Source organism: Mesorhizobium norvegicum (assembly GCF_004919685.1).
Classification (GTDB): Bacteria; Pseudomonadota; Alphaproteobacteria; order Rhizobiales; family Rhizobiaceae; genus Mesorhizobium; species Mesorhizobium norvegicum.
Window position 1 is genome coordinate 32,371 of the sequence record NZ_SMYZ01000020.1, and the last position, 15,520, is coordinate 47,890.

The window sequence follows — 15,520 nt, forward strand, 5'->3', positions numbered from 1 at the left end:
AAAGCCAGCCGACATCGCATCAAAAATCATACCGTAAGGGAAATCACGCTCTGTCGTCGAAAGCGGCGGTGAGGCATGGGAAGCAAGGGGAGGTTGTAGGGCGTTGGGAGGTGAAACAATGTCTGATCAGGACGACCTGATCCGAGCCGCCATCGGACGGCTGCTCGCCGAGAAGACAGGCGCCGCCGTCATATCGATGAGAGAGAGCATCACCGAGCTTCTGGCGCTGACCGGTGCCGCGCTGGATGAAAGACTGCAGGATCTTCTGCTCGAAATGGCCGAAGTCCGCGGCATGATGGTCGCTCTCGATATTTAGGACCGTTATCGATCTGGCAGGCAGAGCCGATGCCGTGTCGGGTCGGATTCGGTCTTCACCTCGACTGGATGCTGATGACGACGGTCGTGGGAGGGCACGCTCGGCCCGATCCTTGACGCGTTGGAAGGACGCGGTGTTCGACTTCGCGCGGATCGTGGTGCCCGACCATCACCCGGTGATTTCGGGCCTGACGATTGTTTTGGCGATGCTGGCTCAATGTCAGAAATGCGCCACGAGCGGACCTCTACTGGTCCGAAAACCTCACGCTCACGCCGCGCTGCCGAAAATAAGCCTGCATCAACTTGCGGCCCGAGCGGTTGTTCTGCGCCAACTTGGTCGGATCGAACACCGCCTGTTTTATCCCCTCTCGTGTCAGCGCCGCCTTAAGCGTCGCGATATGTGCGTCGATGTCGGCATTGTCCGCTCGGAGCGAAGCATAGATACTTTCGGTCGCCTCAGCCACGGTCAGTTCGCTCACAGGTGTCGTCCTTTGGTTGGTTGGGCGGCGGCTTAGCACAGATTCGCGGCTCCGCCGATACCGATGAGACCCTCAGTGCACAGCGCACGGGTTTTGGTAAACGACAACAGTGTCGCTTCGAACTTGCAAAGGTAGACGCCAACCAATTCGCGATCGTCGTAAGCGGCGGCGAAGCCCGATGCATTCGCCATCTCGTGTCACGGACCGCCGCCATCTAAGTATCTCGCTGCAACCTGACTCTTTTCCCTCTCCTCAAACGTCTTAGCTACAGTGAAGCAACGGAGCAGGGCCAATGAGCCTTAGGGACAAGAAGATCGTGGTCACCGGGGGCAGCCGTGGGCTTGGCCTCGGATTGGTCGAAGCGCTGGTCGAGCATGGCGCTAACGTGACGGTCGTCGCGCGTGGCGCCAAGGCGCTGGAGGCGGTCGGTGCGCGGCTCGGGGTCGCCACGATCTCAGCCGACGTCACGGACGAGGACGCGGCCTATCGCATTCTTGGCGAGGTTCGCCCTGACATAGTGGTGCTGAACGCTGGTGCTACGCCTCGGATGGGGCGGTTGGATCAGTTGAAGTGGGAGGATTTCTCCGTCGCCTGGGAGACCGACGTGAAGGCCGGGCTCTACTGGCTGCAGGCGGCGCTGAACCTGCCGCTCAAGCCCGGCAGCCGGGTGCTGGTGGGATCGAGTGGTGCTGCCGTCACCGGATCGCAGATGTCGGGTGGCTATGGCGGCTCCAAGCGCATGCTGTGGTTCATGGCCAAATACGCCAATGGCGTCTCACAGGAGAAGAACCTCGGCATCCGCTTCCAGGCGATCGTGCCGCGGCAGATGATCCTCGGCACCGGAACCGGCGATGCCGCGGCCAACGCCTATGCAGGCTCGATGGGGATCACGCCGGAACAATTCGTCACCCGCTTCGGCGCGCCGATGCCGCCCCGGGCGTTCGGCGACAGGGTGGTTTCGGTGCTGGAAGACCCGCAATATGCCGAGGGCGTCGTCTTCGGCCTCAATGGCGACGCGGGCGTAACCGTGATGGAGGGCGCAGCGGCTTGAGCGGACGAGAACCAGCCGTGGACCGCGACCGACAGGAAGGGCTGCTTGCCCTTGCCGCCGCGCTGCGGCCGGAACTGCACCGCTATTGCGCGCGTCTGATGGGATCGGTCATCGACGGCGAGGATGTCGTGCAGGACACGTTTGCCCGGGCTTTCGTTGCGCTGGACGAGCTAGGCGAGGTGCCGCAGCTCAGACCATGGCTGTTCCGGATCGCCCACAATCGCGCGCTGGACCTGCTGCGCAGCCGTGCGATCCGCGTCGCGGAGCCGATCGAGGCGGCGCTTGAGATTGTCGACGACACCAAAGCCGACCCGGTGGAGACGCTGATGCGCAGGCAAGCCGTACAGACCGCCGTGTCGCGCTTCGCGGAGCTTCCGGTCCTCCAGCGCAGCGTCATCATCCTCAGGGATGTGCTCGACGAGCCATTGGCCGAGATCGCCACCCTGCTGGACATCACGGTCGATGCGGTGAAGGGGCATCTGGCGCGCGGCCGCGCTCGGCTTCGGGAGATCAATGCCCAGGCCAGCCCGCTTGCCGATGCACGGATCGCATCCGCCGCCGTGGTCCGTTATGCGACCCTGTTCAACCAGCGCGACTGGGACGGCTTGCGCGCGCTGCTTGCCGACGACGTCAGGCTTCATCAGTCCTTGCACCCGCCGCGCTCGGGCGCCGCCGACGTCGGCATGTTCTTCACGATCTACGCCAGGAGCGATCGCGTATGGCTGACGCCGGCATGGCTCGAGGGCCGCGAGGTGATCGCGGTGTTCGAACATCAGGCCGACCCGAAGCCGCATCATTTCATGCGGCTGGAGTGGCGGGACGGGCGGATCAGCTTCATCCGCGACTATCGCTATGTCAGCTATGTCGCCGAGAATGCGGAACTGGTGCTGGCCAGGGACGCCGGATCTTTCGGTCGCGGCACCGGGCGATGAAGAGTGGCGACCTTGGGCTGATGCGAAGCTTTGGGGCAGGGGGGCTTAAGGATGTCCTTTTCCTGCCCAATGCGACGGATGGCGCGCCGCGCTAACGCTGCTCGATCAGCGTCCGCGCCGCATCTTTCCCCGCCGCGAGGATACGATCCGACAATTCCGTCCCTTCGACGGCGCGAGCCAATTGGAGCGCGCCGATGAGCGTCGCAAAGACAGCCAGTGCCACGCCTTCCGGATCCTTGGCCTGCGGAAGTGCGGCAGACAATTGGTGCGCCAGAGCCAGCAAGCGGTCGGTATAGACTTTACGCGTTTCAGGCGGCTGACGCGCGAGTTCCGGCAGCAGCGCGGCGGACGCGCAGCCTGTTCCCGGATTATCCCGGTGCTCGGCAGACAGATACGCTTCTATGGCCATCTCCGGGCCACCCGAGGCCAATGCTTCCGCCAGCTGCTGCGCCTGAAGCTCCATGGCCGCCGCCACGCTTTCGCGGACAAGCTCGGCCTTGGATTGAAAGTGCGGATAGAAGGCTCCGTTCGTCAGCCCGGCGTCGCTCATGATGGTTGCCAGTCCGGACGCAGCTATGCCGTCACCGCGAAAACGGTCGGCGGCGACTTCCATGATCCGGCCGCGCGACGCGTCCTTCCGGCCCTTTTCGTAGCGCATGGCTGCTATTCCCTTTTGTTATTGCATTATGGTCGTAATTTGATATTATGAGTGTAATTCAACGGGCGCAAAAAAGCTAGCCCTCATGATTTTGGAGCACGAAATGAATGCGAATTCCGGAAAAACCGCCGTTGTGACCGGAGCCTCCTCCGGTATTGGCCGCGCCAGCGCCGAGGCACTGGTGCGGGCGGGGTTCACTGTCTTCGGAACGAGCCGCCGCAAGGCCGGCAACGACCCGGACGGGGTGACCATGCTGGTTTGCGACGTGACCGACAGTGAGGCCGTCGCCGCACTCGTTTCAACAGTGCTCTCGCAGACCGGCCGGATCGACCTCTTGGTCAACAATGCCGGCGTCGGCCTGCTTGGAGGCGCCGAGGAATTCTCGATCGCGAAGGTGCAGGCCCTGTTCGACGTCAATCTCTTCGGTGTCATCCGCATGACCAATGCGGTGTTGCCGTCGATGCGTCGGCGCGGCGAAGGGCGCATCGTCAACATCGGCTCGGTGCTCGGCCTCGTACCTGCACCGTATTCGGCGCATTATTCGGCAGTCAAGCACGCGCTCGAGGGCTATTCGGAATCGCTCGACCACGAGGTTCGTGCGTTCAATATCCGCGTCTCGGTTATCGAGCCGGCATTCGTTCGCACCGTCTTCGACCAGAACGGAATCCAGCCGGATTCGCTGTTGAAGGAATACGATCAGGCCCGAGCCGGGCTCGAAGCGCTGCTTCGCGATGTGATGCCTGTAGCCGACCGGCCGGAAGTGGTGGCGCAGGTGGTCGTCAAGGCAGCGACCGATGCCCGACCGCGACGGCGTTACACCGCAGGCAAGGCAGCGCGCCAGGTCAGTCTGCTGCGCCGCTTTGCCCCCGCGGCGATATTCGACAAGAGCTTGCGCAAGCAGTTCCGCCTGCCGGTCTGAACAACAGCGAGGCAGAGGATTTCACGCACATGCGACACGCCAAAATCACTTTCAGAAAGTCACTGCCATGAAGGCATTCGTTGTCGACAAGTATAGCAAGAAGGGCACTCTGCGGCTGGCCGAGATGCCGGAGCTCGGGGACAACGATGTCCTGGTCGAGGTCCATGCCGCAGGGGTGAACCTCCTCGATTCCAAGATCAGAACAGGAGAGTTCAAGCTCATCCTGCCCTATCGCCGGCCCTTCATCCTGGGCCACGACGTGGCCGGGAGGGTTGTGCGCGTGGGATCGAAAGTCCGCAAGTTCAAACCCGGCGATGATGTCTATGCACGGCCGCGCGATGGCCGGATCGGGACGTTCGCCGAGTTCATCGCCATGGATGAAGCCGACGTGGCCTTGAAGCCTGCGAATCTCAGCATGGAAGAGGCGGCCTCGATCCCCCTGGTCGGTCTGACAGCTTGGCAGGCGCTCATCGAAAGGGCGAGCCTGAAGAAGGGACAGAAGGTCTTCATCCAGGCCGGTTCCGGCGGCGTGGGGACATTCGCCATCCAGCTGGCAAAGCATCTCGGCGCGACCGTTGCGACCACCGCCAGCGCGGCGAGTGCCGGTCTGGTCAAGGGGCTCGGCGCCGATGTCGTCGTCGACTACAGGAAAGACGACTTCGAGAAAGTCCTGTCGGGCTACGACGTGGTCTTGAACAGCCAGGACGCCAAGACGCTTGAAAAATCCCTGAATGTGCTGAAACCGGGCGGCAAGCTCATTTCCATCTCCGGTCCACCAGATCCCGAATTTGCCAAGAAGCAGGGACTGAACGTGGCGCTGAGGCTGGTGCTGCGCTTCCTGAGCCGCGCTATTCGGACCAAGGCTAAGCGCCGTGGCGTGAAATTCTCGTTCCTTTTCATGTGGGCGCAAGGCGGTCAGCTGGGCAAGATCACGTCCCTTATCGAATCCGGAGCGATCCGCCCGGTTGTCGACCGGGTCTTTCCCTTCGAAGCGACCAATGAGGCGCTGGCCTACGTCGAAACAGGACGCGCCAAGGGCAAGGTGGTCATCAAGGTCAAATAGCATCCCTGTTCGATGTCGGGCCGGTGTTCGACCTTATTGGATGCTGCGCTGATGATGACGATGGTCAGCGGCACCGGCACGCTGCTTGGCCGCCTTAGGCATATGCCCTGGCGACGCGGCCCGAGGCAATTGCCGATTGCCGTTAACCTGGCCAGCGCTTGCTCGACTGTCTGCGCGGAGGCATCCGGGCGCTCGATGTTCTCACCATATGCTGCCCAAGCGTCGCGAGCCCCGCGGCATGATAGACCTCGCCGTTTCTCGCAGTAGGTCGAAGATCGCGATCGTCGTGGATCAATTCGTCCTGGTGGGATCGATCGTCGTCAGGCGTGCTTTGGCCTCGATGAGGCGCCTTTGCGCGATCCTTATCCGTCCGCACAACGCGAGATTAAGGGCGACGCCACCTTCCTCATCTAGCAAGTCATTCGCGCGCTTAAGAGAGTTCTCAGCTCTTCTTATGCGCAGTCTGGCATTGGCGGTTTCGATGCTATGAATTTCAATCATTTGTCCAGAGTCCTTTTGGAGTTCCGGTCCCTTCATTGAGTAAACCGCCGCTGATCGGATTGGTTCCGGCGATGGCGGGCACCGCCGTGGCAGGTGGCGCGATCCAATCGCGCCTACAAAGCTGTCGCTGCGATTGTGACGATGCCTGCCAGGCTTTGACCGGATGACCTCCGGCTCGCGGCCTACCAATGGTGGCGATCCGCCCGCTATTTCGTTGTGGTGTTGAATTCACGGTTTGCCGCATAGTCGATAGTGAAGGTACCCATGGGAGCGCGAACGCCCTGCTTCACATTGAATATCGTGACCGTCGTAGTGAGGCCCCTTTCATCGGTAAGGCTCCATCTGCGTAGATCGAGCGATTTCCTGTCAAACACAATAGTGATGTTCGAATTGCCGAAGGCTGACTTGTCAGCCAGCTTAATGATAATTTGAGCGCCGTCGTCTCTGATGCTTTTGAGGCGACGGCCAGAGAAGTCGACCTTGTTGTCGAGCAGCAGCTTAAGCGGCGTCTTCGAAAGCGCATAAAGCCGCGATGTCTTAAGCTTCTTATTGTAAACCACCAAGGATTTGCCATCTGCAATTACGCTGACCCCTGATTGGCCTGCATAGTTGAACCGAATCTTGCCCGGGCGTTGGAGAAAAAACCTGCCGCTGATCTTTTCCGCTTTTGGGCCCGACTGGACGAAGTCCCCGGACATGGACTTTACCGATGAGAAGTGATCGGCAATCGTCTTCGCTTCTACAGGCGCGGCCGAGATCGCGGTCGTAAGTCCAACATTTATCGCGGCAGCGCTGACAACGGCGAACCAGAAACCCAGCAGTTTTTTGATCTTACATGCCATTCACTTATCCTACCCCGAGCAGGCGCGTGATCGAAAGGCGCGCCTTGAGATCAGTAGCCGTCCGGGCACCGTGCAACGTAAACTCGGCCATGCCGATCGCGATATCTGCACTGGCCGGCTTCGCTGGCGTGCCCGATGACCGCCCCGGCTATCGCTCCGACCGCACCGCCAACAACCGCCCCTTGCACAGGGTCTCCGGCCACCGCGGCGCCTATGGCTGCGCCACCCAAGCCGCCGACGGCAGCGCCTTGTTCGGTGCGGGAGCATGCCGCGAGCGGAATGAGTAGGCTCAAAATGAGCAGCGTCTTCTTCATTGGTTCTCTCCAGAGGCCATTGTTAGCCGAAGCTTAAATGCACCACTGAGTTTTTCGATCCATCGACCCCTGCCTGTCGAGCGTCAGCCGCGACGCGCCGCATCGATCGCCGCGACGTCGATCTTCTTCATCTCCATCATCGCATCAAAGGCGCGCTTGGCTTCGTCGCCGCCTGCCGCCATCGCCTCGGTCAGCGTGCGTGGCGTGATTTGCCAGGACACGCCCCATTTGTCCTTGCACCAGCCGCAGGCGCTCTCCTGGCCGCCATTGCCGACAATGGCATTCCAGTAGCGATCGGCTTCCTGCTGATCGTCGGTGGCGATCTGGAACGAGAAGGCTTCGCTTTGCTTGAACGCGGAGCCGCCGTTCAGTCCGATGCAAGGAACGCCGGCAACGGTGAATTCGACCGTCAACACGTCGCCCTTCTTGCCGGACGGAAAATCGCTCGGCGCACGGTGAACGGCGCCCACTTTGGTGTCGGGAAAGGTCTCTGCGTAGAAGCGAGCCGCGGCCTCGGCGTCCTTGTCGAACCAGAGGCAAATCGTGTTCTTTGGCGTCTTTTGCATTGCGTGTTCCTTTCGATCCGAGGCCGGATTTCTGTCCTTGCGTCCCACCCACGCTCTTGCGACATAGGTCGCCAACCGACTTTCTCCACCTTGGCGGAAGCAGGCCGGCAAGCGCGGCTGACCGCTTCGCATCAGAGCGCTCGGTGGAATGCCGTTTCTGCGTCAGAGTGATCCGGCGGACGTCAGCCCAGCAAATTACGCGCCGTGCGCATGAATATCTTCGAGCCGATCGGGATCAGGTCGTCGGGAAAATCATAGTCGGGATTGTGCAACGCAGGGTGCCGCTCGCCTGCACCGAGGAAGAACATCGCCGAGGAAGCGCTGTGGCCGAACAGGCCGAAATCCTCCGAGGCGCGCATCGGCAGGGCTTCTTCGCCATGCACGACGCCCTCTTCGTTGAGTGCGCGTTGCAGATGCTCCACCGCGTCGGGCGCGTTGACGCTGGCGACGAAGATTTCGTGATAGTCCCAGTGGGTGGAAAGACCATGCTGGCCAGCGATCTTCGTGACCAGCGCTTCAGCGGCGGTGCACAGGTTTGCCATGCGCTCGTCGCGGCGGGTCCGCAGCGTCGCCCAAACCTGCGCATGAGCAGGCGCGATGCCGAAGACGGCTTCGCCCATCGCGGCATGGGTGACGGTCACCATGGAAAAATTGTCGTCGGCGAATGTCCCGCTGCCAAGCGCGGGCAGTGCCGGCATCAGCTGGCTGATCGCCAGCATCGGCGAGGTGCCGGTCTCGGGCATGGATGAATGGGCGGTCTTGCCCTCCAGCACGATGCGCATGCCGCGCGAGGCACAGTTGACCACGCCGGTTTTGACCCGCACTTCGCCCAACGGCACGCCGGGCAGATTGTGCAACGAGAAAGCGAAATCCGGCGCGATCTCGGCGAAGCGAGGATCGGCGACGACGCCGGCCGCGCCATTGCCGGTTTCCTCCGCCGGCTGGAACATCAGCACGACGCGGCCGCTTGCAGGCCTCTTGCGCCCTAACTGGCGGCCAAGGGATGCCAGGATCGCGGTGTGTCCGTCATGGCCACACATATGCGACTTGCCGGGCACGCGCGACGAATGCGGTACGCCTGAAAGTTCTTCGATCGGCAAGGCATCGAGTTCCGAACGGAACAGCACCGTCGGCCCCGACTTTCCGCTCTCGTATATCGCCGCCACGCCGTGCCCGCCCAATCCGGTGAGCACCTTGTCCGGTCCCGTATCGGCGAGGAAGTCGACGACCTCTTTTGCCGTCTTCTCCTCTTCATTCGAGATTTCCGGATTCTGATGCAACTGGCGCCGCCACGCGGTCAACTCGACAATGTCTCGGTTGGTCAGGGTCACGCTTTTTGGCCTCCGTCTCCTCGGTTCATCGTTTCTAGCGAACCGTCTTATCTCACGCGATTGGGGCACAGGGCTTTGAACTGATCCAGCGTATAATCGTATCCGGAAGCGCCCGAGCCATCCAGCACCACGTTGTCGTCGGTGGCGGTGATCAAATAGTCTGTCGCTGCACCTGGCTCACGATTGCGACCCTGGAACAGCATGTTCGCACCGTAGAAGGTGGTGAATTTGCCGGTCTTGCAGTTCGCGGTGATTTCCAGATGCAAGGGCGTCTGCAATTCCTTGGCAATGCACGCCTCTGTCACCTTGCCGACATAGTCGCGGCAGAAGGCGATCGCATTCTGCCGCGTGTGTTTGGCCACTATCCTGGCATGGGAGGACCCGATGCTGGATGTCTTGACGATGGTGACCTCCATGCCCGCCCTGCCGCCGTAATAGAGGGTCTTGGCCTCAGCCGACGTGACCAGCATCAAAACGGACAGCACGAGCGGCAAACGTCGCATGAACACCTCCCATTGCGTGGAAAGGATTCCCGCGCACCGTCGTCCGGTCAAGACCTGATGCACCACCGCCGCTGACGCTGCCGATCACTCCCAACCATTGGGCCGACCCGCCGCGCACCCGCCTATTGATTGATCTCGGGTTCGACGAGCTTTGCCAGGTTTCTGAGCGACTCCTGCCAGCCGAGATAGCAGGCCTCGACCGGAATGACGTCCGGAATGCCGGCCTGGGTGATGTCAATTTCGGTGCCGACCGACACTTTTTTCAAGATCACGGTCACTCGGATCTCGCCGGGCAGATTGGGATCGTCGAACCTGTCGGTATAGAGCAGGCGCTCGGCCGGAACGAGTTCGAGATACTCGCCGCCGAAGGAATGGCCGTCGCCGGTGGTGAAATTGCGGAAGGACATCTTGAACGTGCCGCCGACCTTTGCCTCGAGGTGATGGACCGTGCAGGTGAAGCCGTTCGGCGGAAGCCACTTGGCCAGTGCGTCCGCTTCAACGAAGGCGCGATAGACCTTCTCCGGGCTGGTCGTCAGAACGCGATGCAAACGTACGGTGCCGGGCATATCCTGTATCCTTTCATGATTGCCATTCGGTACCCCAAGGACGAACGAGGTTTGGCCGATCCGACAAAAGCCTCGGTTTTTTTAAAGGCCGGCAGCCTGTCCGGCCGGCGCATAGATTGTACTCCACTTGAGGGGCGCAGGGTCAAACAGTGGATCCAAGGCCGGTTTGCCCCCTCAACACACCACCGGCTGAGCCTCTCCCTCGGGACGCCTCGCCGTCGGCGACGCTCACATGGTGGGCGGCAGCGTGCATTTGTTCCTCCTCCAAAACAGCCTTCCCGTCTTGTCGCGGGATTGTGGCGCGGGGACATGCCCCGATGCAACGTTCAGGAACTTAATATGATAATTATCTCTGCCGCAACGGGACAGACGCATGCCATTGTTCGCCGGTGAGGTGGGCAGAGATCTTGCGGCCGGCCTCGCACGCGGCCTGTCCCTGGCTGTCGGCGATGGCGTCGTCGATGCGCGATACCGGTGATGCCACGGCCAGCGTGCCGAGGGGGAACCCATCGGAGCCAAGGATGGGTGCGGCGACCGAGTGCACGCCTTCCTCATAGCCCTGGGCGCTGCGCGAATAGCCACGCTCCGCCGCCAGCCGCACGGCCTCCATCACCTTGTCACGGCTGGTCATGGTGTGCGGGGTGAAGGCGGTCAGCGGCTTGCCGAAACAGGCCTCGACCGTCTCCGGGCGCGAGAAGGCGAGGAAGGCGATGCCGGAAGCCGTGCCGTGCAGCGGCAGGATCTGGCCGACATCGACGCTGACGCGGTTGGCTTTGGCCGACAGCTCGACATGCACGGTGAGCAGCGCGCCGGCACTGAACTCCGACAGATGCACGGTCTCGCCGGTCTCCAGCGCCAGTTCCCGCACGAAGGGTGCTGCGACGCGTACAAAAGGCAGATGCGCGTCGCGCATGCGGGCCAGCCGCGACAGGCCGGCGCCGAGACGGTAGCGGCGGCTGAGCGGTTCCTGCTCGATCAGCCGGCGCTCGGCCAGCGCCACCAGCAGGCGCCGCGCCGTGGCCTTGTCGAGGCCCGACTTGCGGGCAATGTCGGAGAGGCCGATTTCCGGCTCCTTCAGCGTGAAATGTTCCAGCAGCGAAATCGCCTTGCCGACCGTGCTCATTCCAGGGTTCTCCAATTTACTTAGCGTGTTAATTAGTAGATAGTTAGCGTGTGAATTAACTTGACAGCGGCGTCAGCGCCTTGCAGTCTGGCTATAACATACAAAACATCGGTTCATATTATGAACCGAGATGGGAACAAAAAACGAGACGGATCGCGGCCGCGCAAGGCGATGCGCGCAATGCCGAAATCGCCATAGAGCCGGGCGCAACCGGCGGCGACGTGAGGAGAGAGACGAAATGCCCGAGAGAAGTGCCGATCTGGTTCTCACCAATGGCCGCATCTACACGCTGGATCGCAAGCGGCCATGGGCCTCGTCGGTTGCGGTCAAGGGCGGGCGTATCGTGGCGGTCGGCGAGGCGGATGCGGTTGCGGGCCTGACGGGTCCGGAAACGCGCATTGTCGACCTCCAAGGCGCCATGTTGATGCCCGGCATTGTCGACGTGCATGCGCATCTGATGATGGGCGGCCAGGCGGAGCTGTTCGAACTGCGCTTTCCGCCGACCGCGAGCTTCGAGACGCTGATCGCGCGTGTCGCGGAGGCGGCGGCCAAGGTGCCGGAAAGCTCGTGGATCATCGGTGGCCAGTGGGGCAGCGACCTCTTGCCGAAGCTGAACACGCTGGAGGCGCTGGCCGCGCTCGACAAGGCCAGCCAGGGCCGGCCTGTGATGCTGCGCGACGACACCTACCACAACCGCTGGATCAATTCGCAGGCGCTGCGCCTGGCCGGCGTTTCCGCCGCGACGCCGGACCCTGAAAAAGGTTCGATCGGCCGCGACCCGGCCACCGGCGCGCCAACCGGCATGATGATCGAATCCGCCGCCGGCATCGTCGAAAGCACCATCGCCAAGTCAGGCCACTATACCGAGGAGATGGATCGGGCGGCGATGGCGCAGTCGATCGCCACGCTCAACTCCTATGGCGTCACCGCCTTCCTCGACGCCGCCGCCATGCAGCCGATTCTCGCAGCACTCAAGGGGCTCGACGATCGCGGCGAGCTGACCGCGTGGTCGGTTTCGGCGATGCCGGCGGTCGAGCCGTCCTTCATGTTCGGCATCGCCGGCGACGAACTGATCGCATTGCGCGACCAGTATCGCAGCGCCCATGCCAGGCCGGATTTCGTCAAAGTGTTCCTCGACGGCGTGCCGGGCGCGCGCACCGCCGCCTTCCACGAGCCCTATACCAGCGATCCGATCCTCGGCTGCTGTTTTCGCGGTTCGACCATCGTCACCGTGCCGGACCTGATCCGCTGGGTGGGCAAATGCGAGAAGCTTGGACTGGGGGTGAAAATCCACTGCGCGGGTGACGCCGCGGTCAGCCAGGCGCTTGACGCCATCGACGTCGTGCGCTCGTTCAACGGACCGACCAAACTGGTCCATCACATCGCGCATGCCAGCTACATCGCGCCTGATGACATTACCCGTTTCGCCGAGCTTGGCGTTGCCGCCGATCTGTCGCCCTTCCTGTGGTATCCGACCAGCTTCCTCGAAGGCCACAAGCAGACGATGGGCGAGGCGCGCGCGCTGCGCTTCTGGCCGAACAAGGATCTGCTCGAGGCCGGCGCGCTGCTGGCCGGCGGTTCGGACTGGCCGGTCATGCCCAACCCCGATCCGTGGGACGGCATCGAAGGGTTGGTGACGCGCCGCAACCCGAGCGGCGCGTTCAAGGGCGCCGCCCTGTGGCCGGAACAGGCGCTCGATGTCGCGAGCGCGCTCGAAATCTTCACCATCAATTCGGCCCGCGCCATCGGCCTTGCCGACACGGTCGGCTCGATCGAGATCGGCAAGTCGGCCGATTTCATCAAGCTCGACCGCAACGTGCTGGACATACAGGCCGACGAGATCGCCGATACCAAGGTGCTGACGACGTGGTTCGAGGGGAGGGTGGTCTATGAGCGGAGCTGACTCTCTCTCCGCCATTCCGGTGACGGTCCTCACCGGCTTCCTCGGCTCGGGCAAGACCACGGTGCTCAACCGCTTGCTGCGGCGCCCGTCGCTTGCCGGTGCGGCCGTCATCATCAACGAGTTCGGCGCCATCGGCCTCGACCACCTGCTGATCGAGGCGAGCGAAGAGCAGTTCACGCTGCTCGACAATGGCTGCGTCTGCTGCACGGTGCGCGGCGACCTTGTGGCGACGCTGAAGGAGCTCGACCGGCGCAGCCGCGCCGGTGAGGTGCCTGACCTGACCCATGTCGTCATCGAGACAACGGGGCTAGCCGATCCCGCACCGATCCTGCACACGCTGATGGCCGAGCCGGAACTTGCCGGCCGCTATTTTGTCGCCGGCGTCGTCACCACGGTCGATGCGGTCAATGGCTGGTCGACGCTCGACCGGCACGCCGAGGCGACCAAGCAGGTCGCGGTCGCCGACCGGTTGCTGGTCACCAAGACCGATCTGGTTTCGGCGGATGCCCTGAGCGAATTGCAACGCCGGCTGGCGGCCCTTGCGCCCGCGGCGCGGCAAAGCCTTGCGCATGATGGCGAGGCCGATTTCGATATCATGGACAACCGGCATCTTGGCGATCCCCAAGGGATGGCTGCCTGGCTGGATAGGCCGGCCGCGGAGCACGCGTGCGGCGCGGACTGTGCTCACGATCACGGACATGACCATACCCATGACCACGTCCATCACGGCATCCAGTCCTACAGTTTCGTCATCGACGAGCCGATCGAGTGGGCGGCTTTCGCGCGCTGGCTCGACTATGTCTCGGTGCTGAAGGGTGAGGACCTCTTGCGCCTCAAGGGGCTTGTGCATGTCACCGACCAGCCGGAGCGGCCGCTCGTCCTGCACGGTGTGCAGCATGTCTTCCACCCGCCGGTGCGGCTCGATGCCTGGCCGTCGGCCGACCGGCGCACGCGGCTGGTGTTCATAGTGCGCGATATCGCACGAGAAACAATCGCGCGCACGCTGACGAAGTTCGCGGCCATTGATGCCGCCAGCATCAGGGCGCCAACGCGTGCCGCCGCATGATCAGAAAATGAATCAGGAAAAACAGGGGAGTGACTGACATGCAATGGAAATCCAGCCTGCTTGCAGTGGCCTTAGCCAGCATCAGCCTTGGTGCGATGGCCGGGACGGCGTCCGCCGCCGGTCCGACCTGCAAGGACGGAACGATCAAGGTCGGCGCTGTCTCGACCATCACCGGTCCCGCCGATTTCAGTGAGGTGCCGAAGGCGACCCAGGCGGCCTTCGATGCCGTCAATGCCGCCGGCGGCATCAATGGCTGCAAGATCGACTACACGATCGCCGACGACAAGGCCGACCCGGCGGTCGCAGCCCAAGCCGCGCGCGATCTGATCGACAACAAGGAAGCGGTGGCGCTGGTCGGCTCGGGCAGCCTGCTCGACTGCGCCGTCAATTCCGCCACCTACAGCCGCAAGAAGATCCTGTCGGTGCAGGGCCTCGGCGTCGATGCCGCCTGCTTCTCCTCGCCCAATGTGGCGCCGGTCAATGTCGGACCCTACACGCTGTCGACCGCGATGGCCTATTACGCCACCAACCAGCTTAAGAGCGAGAAGCTGTGCGCCTTCTTCATCATCATCGGCGGCACCCAGGAAGCCTACAAGAAGGCGATCGAGACCTGGGAAAAGATTTCCGGCAAGAAGATCCATCTCATCGACCTGACGCTGCCCTTCCAGGGCGATCTGACACCCTATGTCATCAAGGCACGCGACGCCGGCTGCGACGCGGTGCTGACCAATCAGGTCGAGCCGCAAGTGGTGCAGCTGATCAAGACGGTCGACGCGCAGAAGATCACCGGCATCAACTGGCTGTTCCTGGCGCCGGGCTATACCGAGCAGGTCGCCTCGGCGCTGGCCGACACCAGGCAGCCGATCTATGTCGGCACCGAATGGGAACCCTTCACCGAGAAGAGCTCGGCCGCCAACGCGCAATGGGCGGCCGACATGCAGAAGGCCGGCCGGCCGCTGACCGCCTTCTCGCAGGGCGGCTATCTCGCTGCCCAGCTGTTCCTCAAGGTGGTGGCGTCGATTGACGGGGAAGTGACGCGCGAGAGCGTGACCAAGGCGTTGCACGAGATGCAGCCGATCGCCAATCCGCTGTCCGGCAGCGCTTACGTTTTCGGCACCGCCAAGGTTCACTCGCCGATGCAGGCGACCAAGGTGATGAAGCTGGAAAAGGGCGCCTGGACGGTCGAGACGCCGGACTGGGTCGTGCTGCCGCAGGCCAAGTGAGTGTGTTTGCGGGCATCAGGGCACGAACGTCTGCGCTGCCCCTCATCCGCCTGCCGGCACCTTCTCCCCGTATAGTGACGGGGAGAAGGGAGATGGCCGCAACGCCCGCGCCCCTTCTTGCAACGCTGGTGATTGGCGAAACCATCGATGACAGCGTCCCTCTCC

At 62.6% G+C, this 15,520-nt stretch carries 18 protein-coding genes; 8 read left to right on the forward strand and 10 right to left on the reverse strand.

Annotation, left to right across the window (positions count from 1 at the left end; all coding sequences use genetic code 11):
* Positions 1-118: 118 nt before the first annotated feature.
* Entirely contained in the window at positions 119-316 is a 198-nt protein-coding gene (locus FCU66_RS07750; protein WP_136616314.1) for a hypothetical protein, read from the forward strand.
* A 244-nt stretch (positions 317-560) separates the two neighbouring features.
* Here the strand turns inward: FCU66_RS07750 and FCU66_RS07755 are convergent, their stop codons facing one another.
* Complete coding sequence (locus tag FCU66_RS07755) at positions 561-794, reverse strand: hypothetical protein (protein WP_126067124.1); 234 nt, start codon at positions 792-794, stop codon at positions 561-563.
* Positions 795-1,086: 292 nt separating this feature from the next.
* Here FCU66_RS07755 and FCU66_RS07760 point away from each other — a divergent pair, with 292 nt between their 5' ends.
* Positions 1,087-1,845 (forward strand): SDR family oxidoreductase, encoded by a 759-nt coding sequence (locus FCU66_RS07760; RefSeq protein ID WP_136616315.1) that lies wholly within the window; start codon positions 1,087-1,089, stop codon positions 1,843-1,845.
* Positions 1,842-2,777: a sigma-70 family RNA polymerase sigma factor gene (locus FCU66_RS07765; RefSeq protein ID WP_136616316.1), complete on the forward strand. Its 936-nt coding sequence runs from the start codon at positions 1,842-1,844 to the stop codon at positions 2,775-2,777. Before FCU66_RS07760 ends, FCU66_RS07765 begins: the two co-directional genes overlap by 4 nt.
* Before the next feature lie 91 nt (positions 2,778-2,868).
* Here the strand turns inward: FCU66_RS07765 and FCU66_RS07770 are convergent, their stop codons facing one another.
* A complete protein-coding gene (locus FCU66_RS07770; protein ID WP_136616317.1) occupies positions 2,869-3,435 on the reverse strand; it encodes a TetR/AcrR family transcriptional regulator in 567 nt (188 codons plus the stop codon).
* 103 nt (positions 3,436-3,538) lie between these two features.
* Here FCU66_RS07770 and FCU66_RS07775 point away from each other — a divergent pair, with 103 nt between their 5' ends.
* Complete coding sequence (locus tag FCU66_RS07775; RefSeq protein WP_136616318.1) at positions 3,539-4,354, forward strand: oxidoreductase; 816 nt, start codon at positions 3,539-3,541, stop codon at positions 4,352-4,354.
* 67 nt (positions 4,355-4,421) lie between these two features.
* Positions 4,422-5,417, forward strand: coding sequence for an NADP-dependent oxidoreductase (locus FCU66_RS07780; protein WP_136616319.1), 996 nt, complete (start codon positions 4,422-4,424; stop codon positions 5,415-5,417).
* 291 nt (positions 5,418-5,708) lie between these two features.
* On the opposite strand, the gene FCU66_RS07785 is transcribed toward FCU66_RS07780, so the two are convergent.
* The 8 genes from FCU66_RS07785 to FCU66_RS07820 form a co-directional block, all read right to left on the reverse strand.
* The gene (locus tag FCU66_RS07785; protein ID WP_136616320.1) at positions 5,709-5,918 is read right to left on the reverse strand and encodes a hypothetical protein; all 210 of its coding nucleotides are present in this window, start codon (positions 5,916-5,918) and stop codon (positions 5,709-5,711) included.
* A 206-nt stretch (positions 5,919-6,124) separates the two neighbouring features.
* On the reverse strand, positions 6,125-6,760 hold the full coding sequence (locus tag FCU66_RS07790) for a LolA family protein (RefSeq protein WP_136616321.1): 636 nt from the start codon (positions 6,758-6,760) through the stop codon (positions 6,125-6,127).
* A gap of 50 nt (positions 6,761-6,810) precedes the next feature.
* On the reverse strand, positions 6,811-7,074 hold the full coding sequence (locus FCU66_RS07795) for a YMGG-like glycine zipper-containing protein (protein ID WP_056591248.1): 264 nt from the start codon (positions 7,072-7,074) through the stop codon (positions 6,811-6,813).
* An 83-nt stretch (positions 7,075-7,157) separates the two neighbouring features.
* The gene (locus FCU66_RS07800) at positions 7,158-7,640 is read right to left on the reverse strand and encodes a VOC family protein (RefSeq protein WP_136616322.1); all 483 of its coding nucleotides are present in this window, start codon (positions 7,638-7,640) and stop codon (positions 7,158-7,160) included.
* A gap of 182 nt (positions 7,641-7,822) precedes the next feature.
* Positions 7,823-8,971 (reverse strand): amidohydrolase, encoded by a 1,149-nt coding sequence (locus FCU66_RS07805; RefSeq protein ID WP_136616323.1) that lies wholly within the window; start codon positions 8,969-8,971, stop codon positions 7,823-7,825.
* A 47-nt stretch (positions 8,972-9,018) separates the two neighbouring features.
* The gene (locus FCU66_RS07810; RefSeq protein ID WP_136616324.1) at positions 9,019-9,474 is read right to left on the reverse strand and encodes a hypothetical protein; all 456 of its coding nucleotides are present in this window, start codon (positions 9,472-9,474) and stop codon (positions 9,019-9,021) included.
* Positions 9,475-9,596: 122 nt separating this feature from the next.
* On the reverse strand, positions 9,597-10,040 hold the full coding sequence (locus FCU66_RS07815) for an SRPBCC family protein (protein WP_136616325.1): 444 nt from the start codon (positions 10,038-10,040) through the stop codon (positions 9,597-9,599).
* A 346-nt stretch (positions 10,041-10,386) separates the two neighbouring features.
* Positions 10,387-11,163 (reverse strand): IclR family transcriptional regulator, encoded by a 777-nt coding sequence (locus tag FCU66_RS07820; protein ID WP_136616326.1) that lies wholly within the window; start codon positions 11,161-11,163, stop codon positions 10,387-10,389.
* A 238-nt stretch (positions 11,164-11,401) separates the two neighbouring features.
* Between FCU66_RS07820 and FCU66_RS07825 the strand changes: the two genes are divergently transcribed.
* From FCU66_RS07825 to FCU66_RS07835, 3 genes are read left to right on the forward strand one after another with little or no spacing between them, the layout of a single operon-like run.
* Positions 11,402-13,066 (forward strand): amidohydrolase, encoded by a 1,665-nt coding sequence (locus FCU66_RS07825; RefSeq protein ID WP_136616327.1) that lies wholly within the window; start codon positions 11,402-11,404, stop codon positions 13,064-13,066.
* Positions 13,053-14,132, forward strand: a complete 1,080-nt coding sequence (locus FCU66_RS07830) for a CobW family GTP-binding protein (RefSeq protein WP_136616328.1) — start codon at positions 13,053-13,055, stop codon at positions 14,130-14,132. The genes FCU66_RS07825 and FCU66_RS07830 overlap by 14 nt, the downstream gene beginning before the upstream one ends.
* Positions 14,133-14,170: 38 nt before the next feature.
* Positions 14,171-15,355: an ABC transporter substrate-binding protein gene (locus tag FCU66_RS07835; RefSeq protein WP_136616329.1), complete on the forward strand. Its 1,185-nt coding sequence runs from the start codon at positions 14,171-14,173 to the stop codon at positions 15,353-15,355.
* Positions 15,356-15,520: the final 165 nt, after the last annotated feature.

Excerpts from the sequence above, each read along its gene's own strand:
- FCU66_RS07750 (WP_136616314.1), top strand. The coding sequence starts at position 119 with ATGTCTGATCAGGACGACCTGATCCGAGCCGCCATCGGACGGCTGCTC.
- FCU66_RS07760 (WP_136616315.1), top strand. The coding sequence starts at position 1,087 with ATGAGCCTTAGGGACAAGAAGATCGTGGTCACCGGGGGCAGCCGTGGG.
- FCU66_RS07770 (WP_136616317.1), bottom strand. The coding sequence starts at position 3,435 with ATGCGCTACGAAAAGGGCCGGAAGGACGCGTCGCGCGGCCGGATCATG.
- FCU66_RS07775 (WP_136616318.1), top strand. The coding sequence starts at position 3,539 with ATGAATGCGAATTCCGGAAAAACCGCCGTTGTGACCGGAGCCTCCTCC.
- FCU66_RS07780 (WP_136616319.1), top strand. The coding sequence starts at position 4,422 with ATGAAGGCATTCGTTGTCGACAAGTATAGCAAGAAGGGCACTCTGCGG.
- FCU66_RS07785 (WP_136616320.1), bottom strand. The coding sequence starts at position 5,918 with ATGATTGAAATTCATAGCATCGAAACCGCCAATGCCAGACTGCGCATA.
- FCU66_RS07790 (WP_136616321.1), bottom strand. The coding sequence starts at position 6,760 with ATGGCATGTAAGATCAAAAAACTGCTGGGTTTCTGGTTCGCCGTTGTC.
- FCU66_RS07795 (WP_056591248.1), bottom strand. The coding sequence starts at position 7,074 with ATGAAGAAGACGCTGCTCATTTTGAGCCTACTCATTCCGCTCGCGGCA.
- FCU66_RS07800 (WP_136616322.1), bottom strand. The coding sequence starts at position 7,640 with ATGCAAAAGACGCCAAAGAACACGATTTGCCTCTGGTTCGACAAGGAC.
- FCU66_RS07810 (WP_136616324.1), bottom strand. The coding sequence starts at position 9,474 with ATGCGACGTTTGCCGCTCGTGCTGTCCGTTTTGATGCTGGTCACGTCG.
- FCU66_RS07815 (WP_136616325.1), bottom strand. The coding sequence starts at position 10,040 with ATGCCCGGCACCGTACGTTTGCATCGCGTTCTGACGACCAGCCCGGAG.
- FCU66_RS07820 (WP_136616326.1), bottom strand. The coding sequence starts at position 11,163 with ATGAGCACGGTCGGCAAGGCGATTTCGCTGCTGGAACATTTCACGCTG.
- FCU66_RS07825 (WP_136616327.1), top strand. The coding sequence starts at position 11,402 with ATGCCCGAGAGAAGTGCCGATCTGGTTCTCACCAATGGCCGCATCTAC.
- FCU66_RS07830 (WP_136616328.1), top strand. The coding sequence starts at position 13,053 with ATGAGCGGAGCTGACTCTCTCTCCGCCATTCCGGTGACGGTCCTCACC.
- FCU66_RS07835 (WP_136616329.1), top strand. The coding sequence starts at position 14,171 with ATGCAATGGAAATCCAGCCTGCTTGCAGTGGCCTTAGCCAGCATCAGC.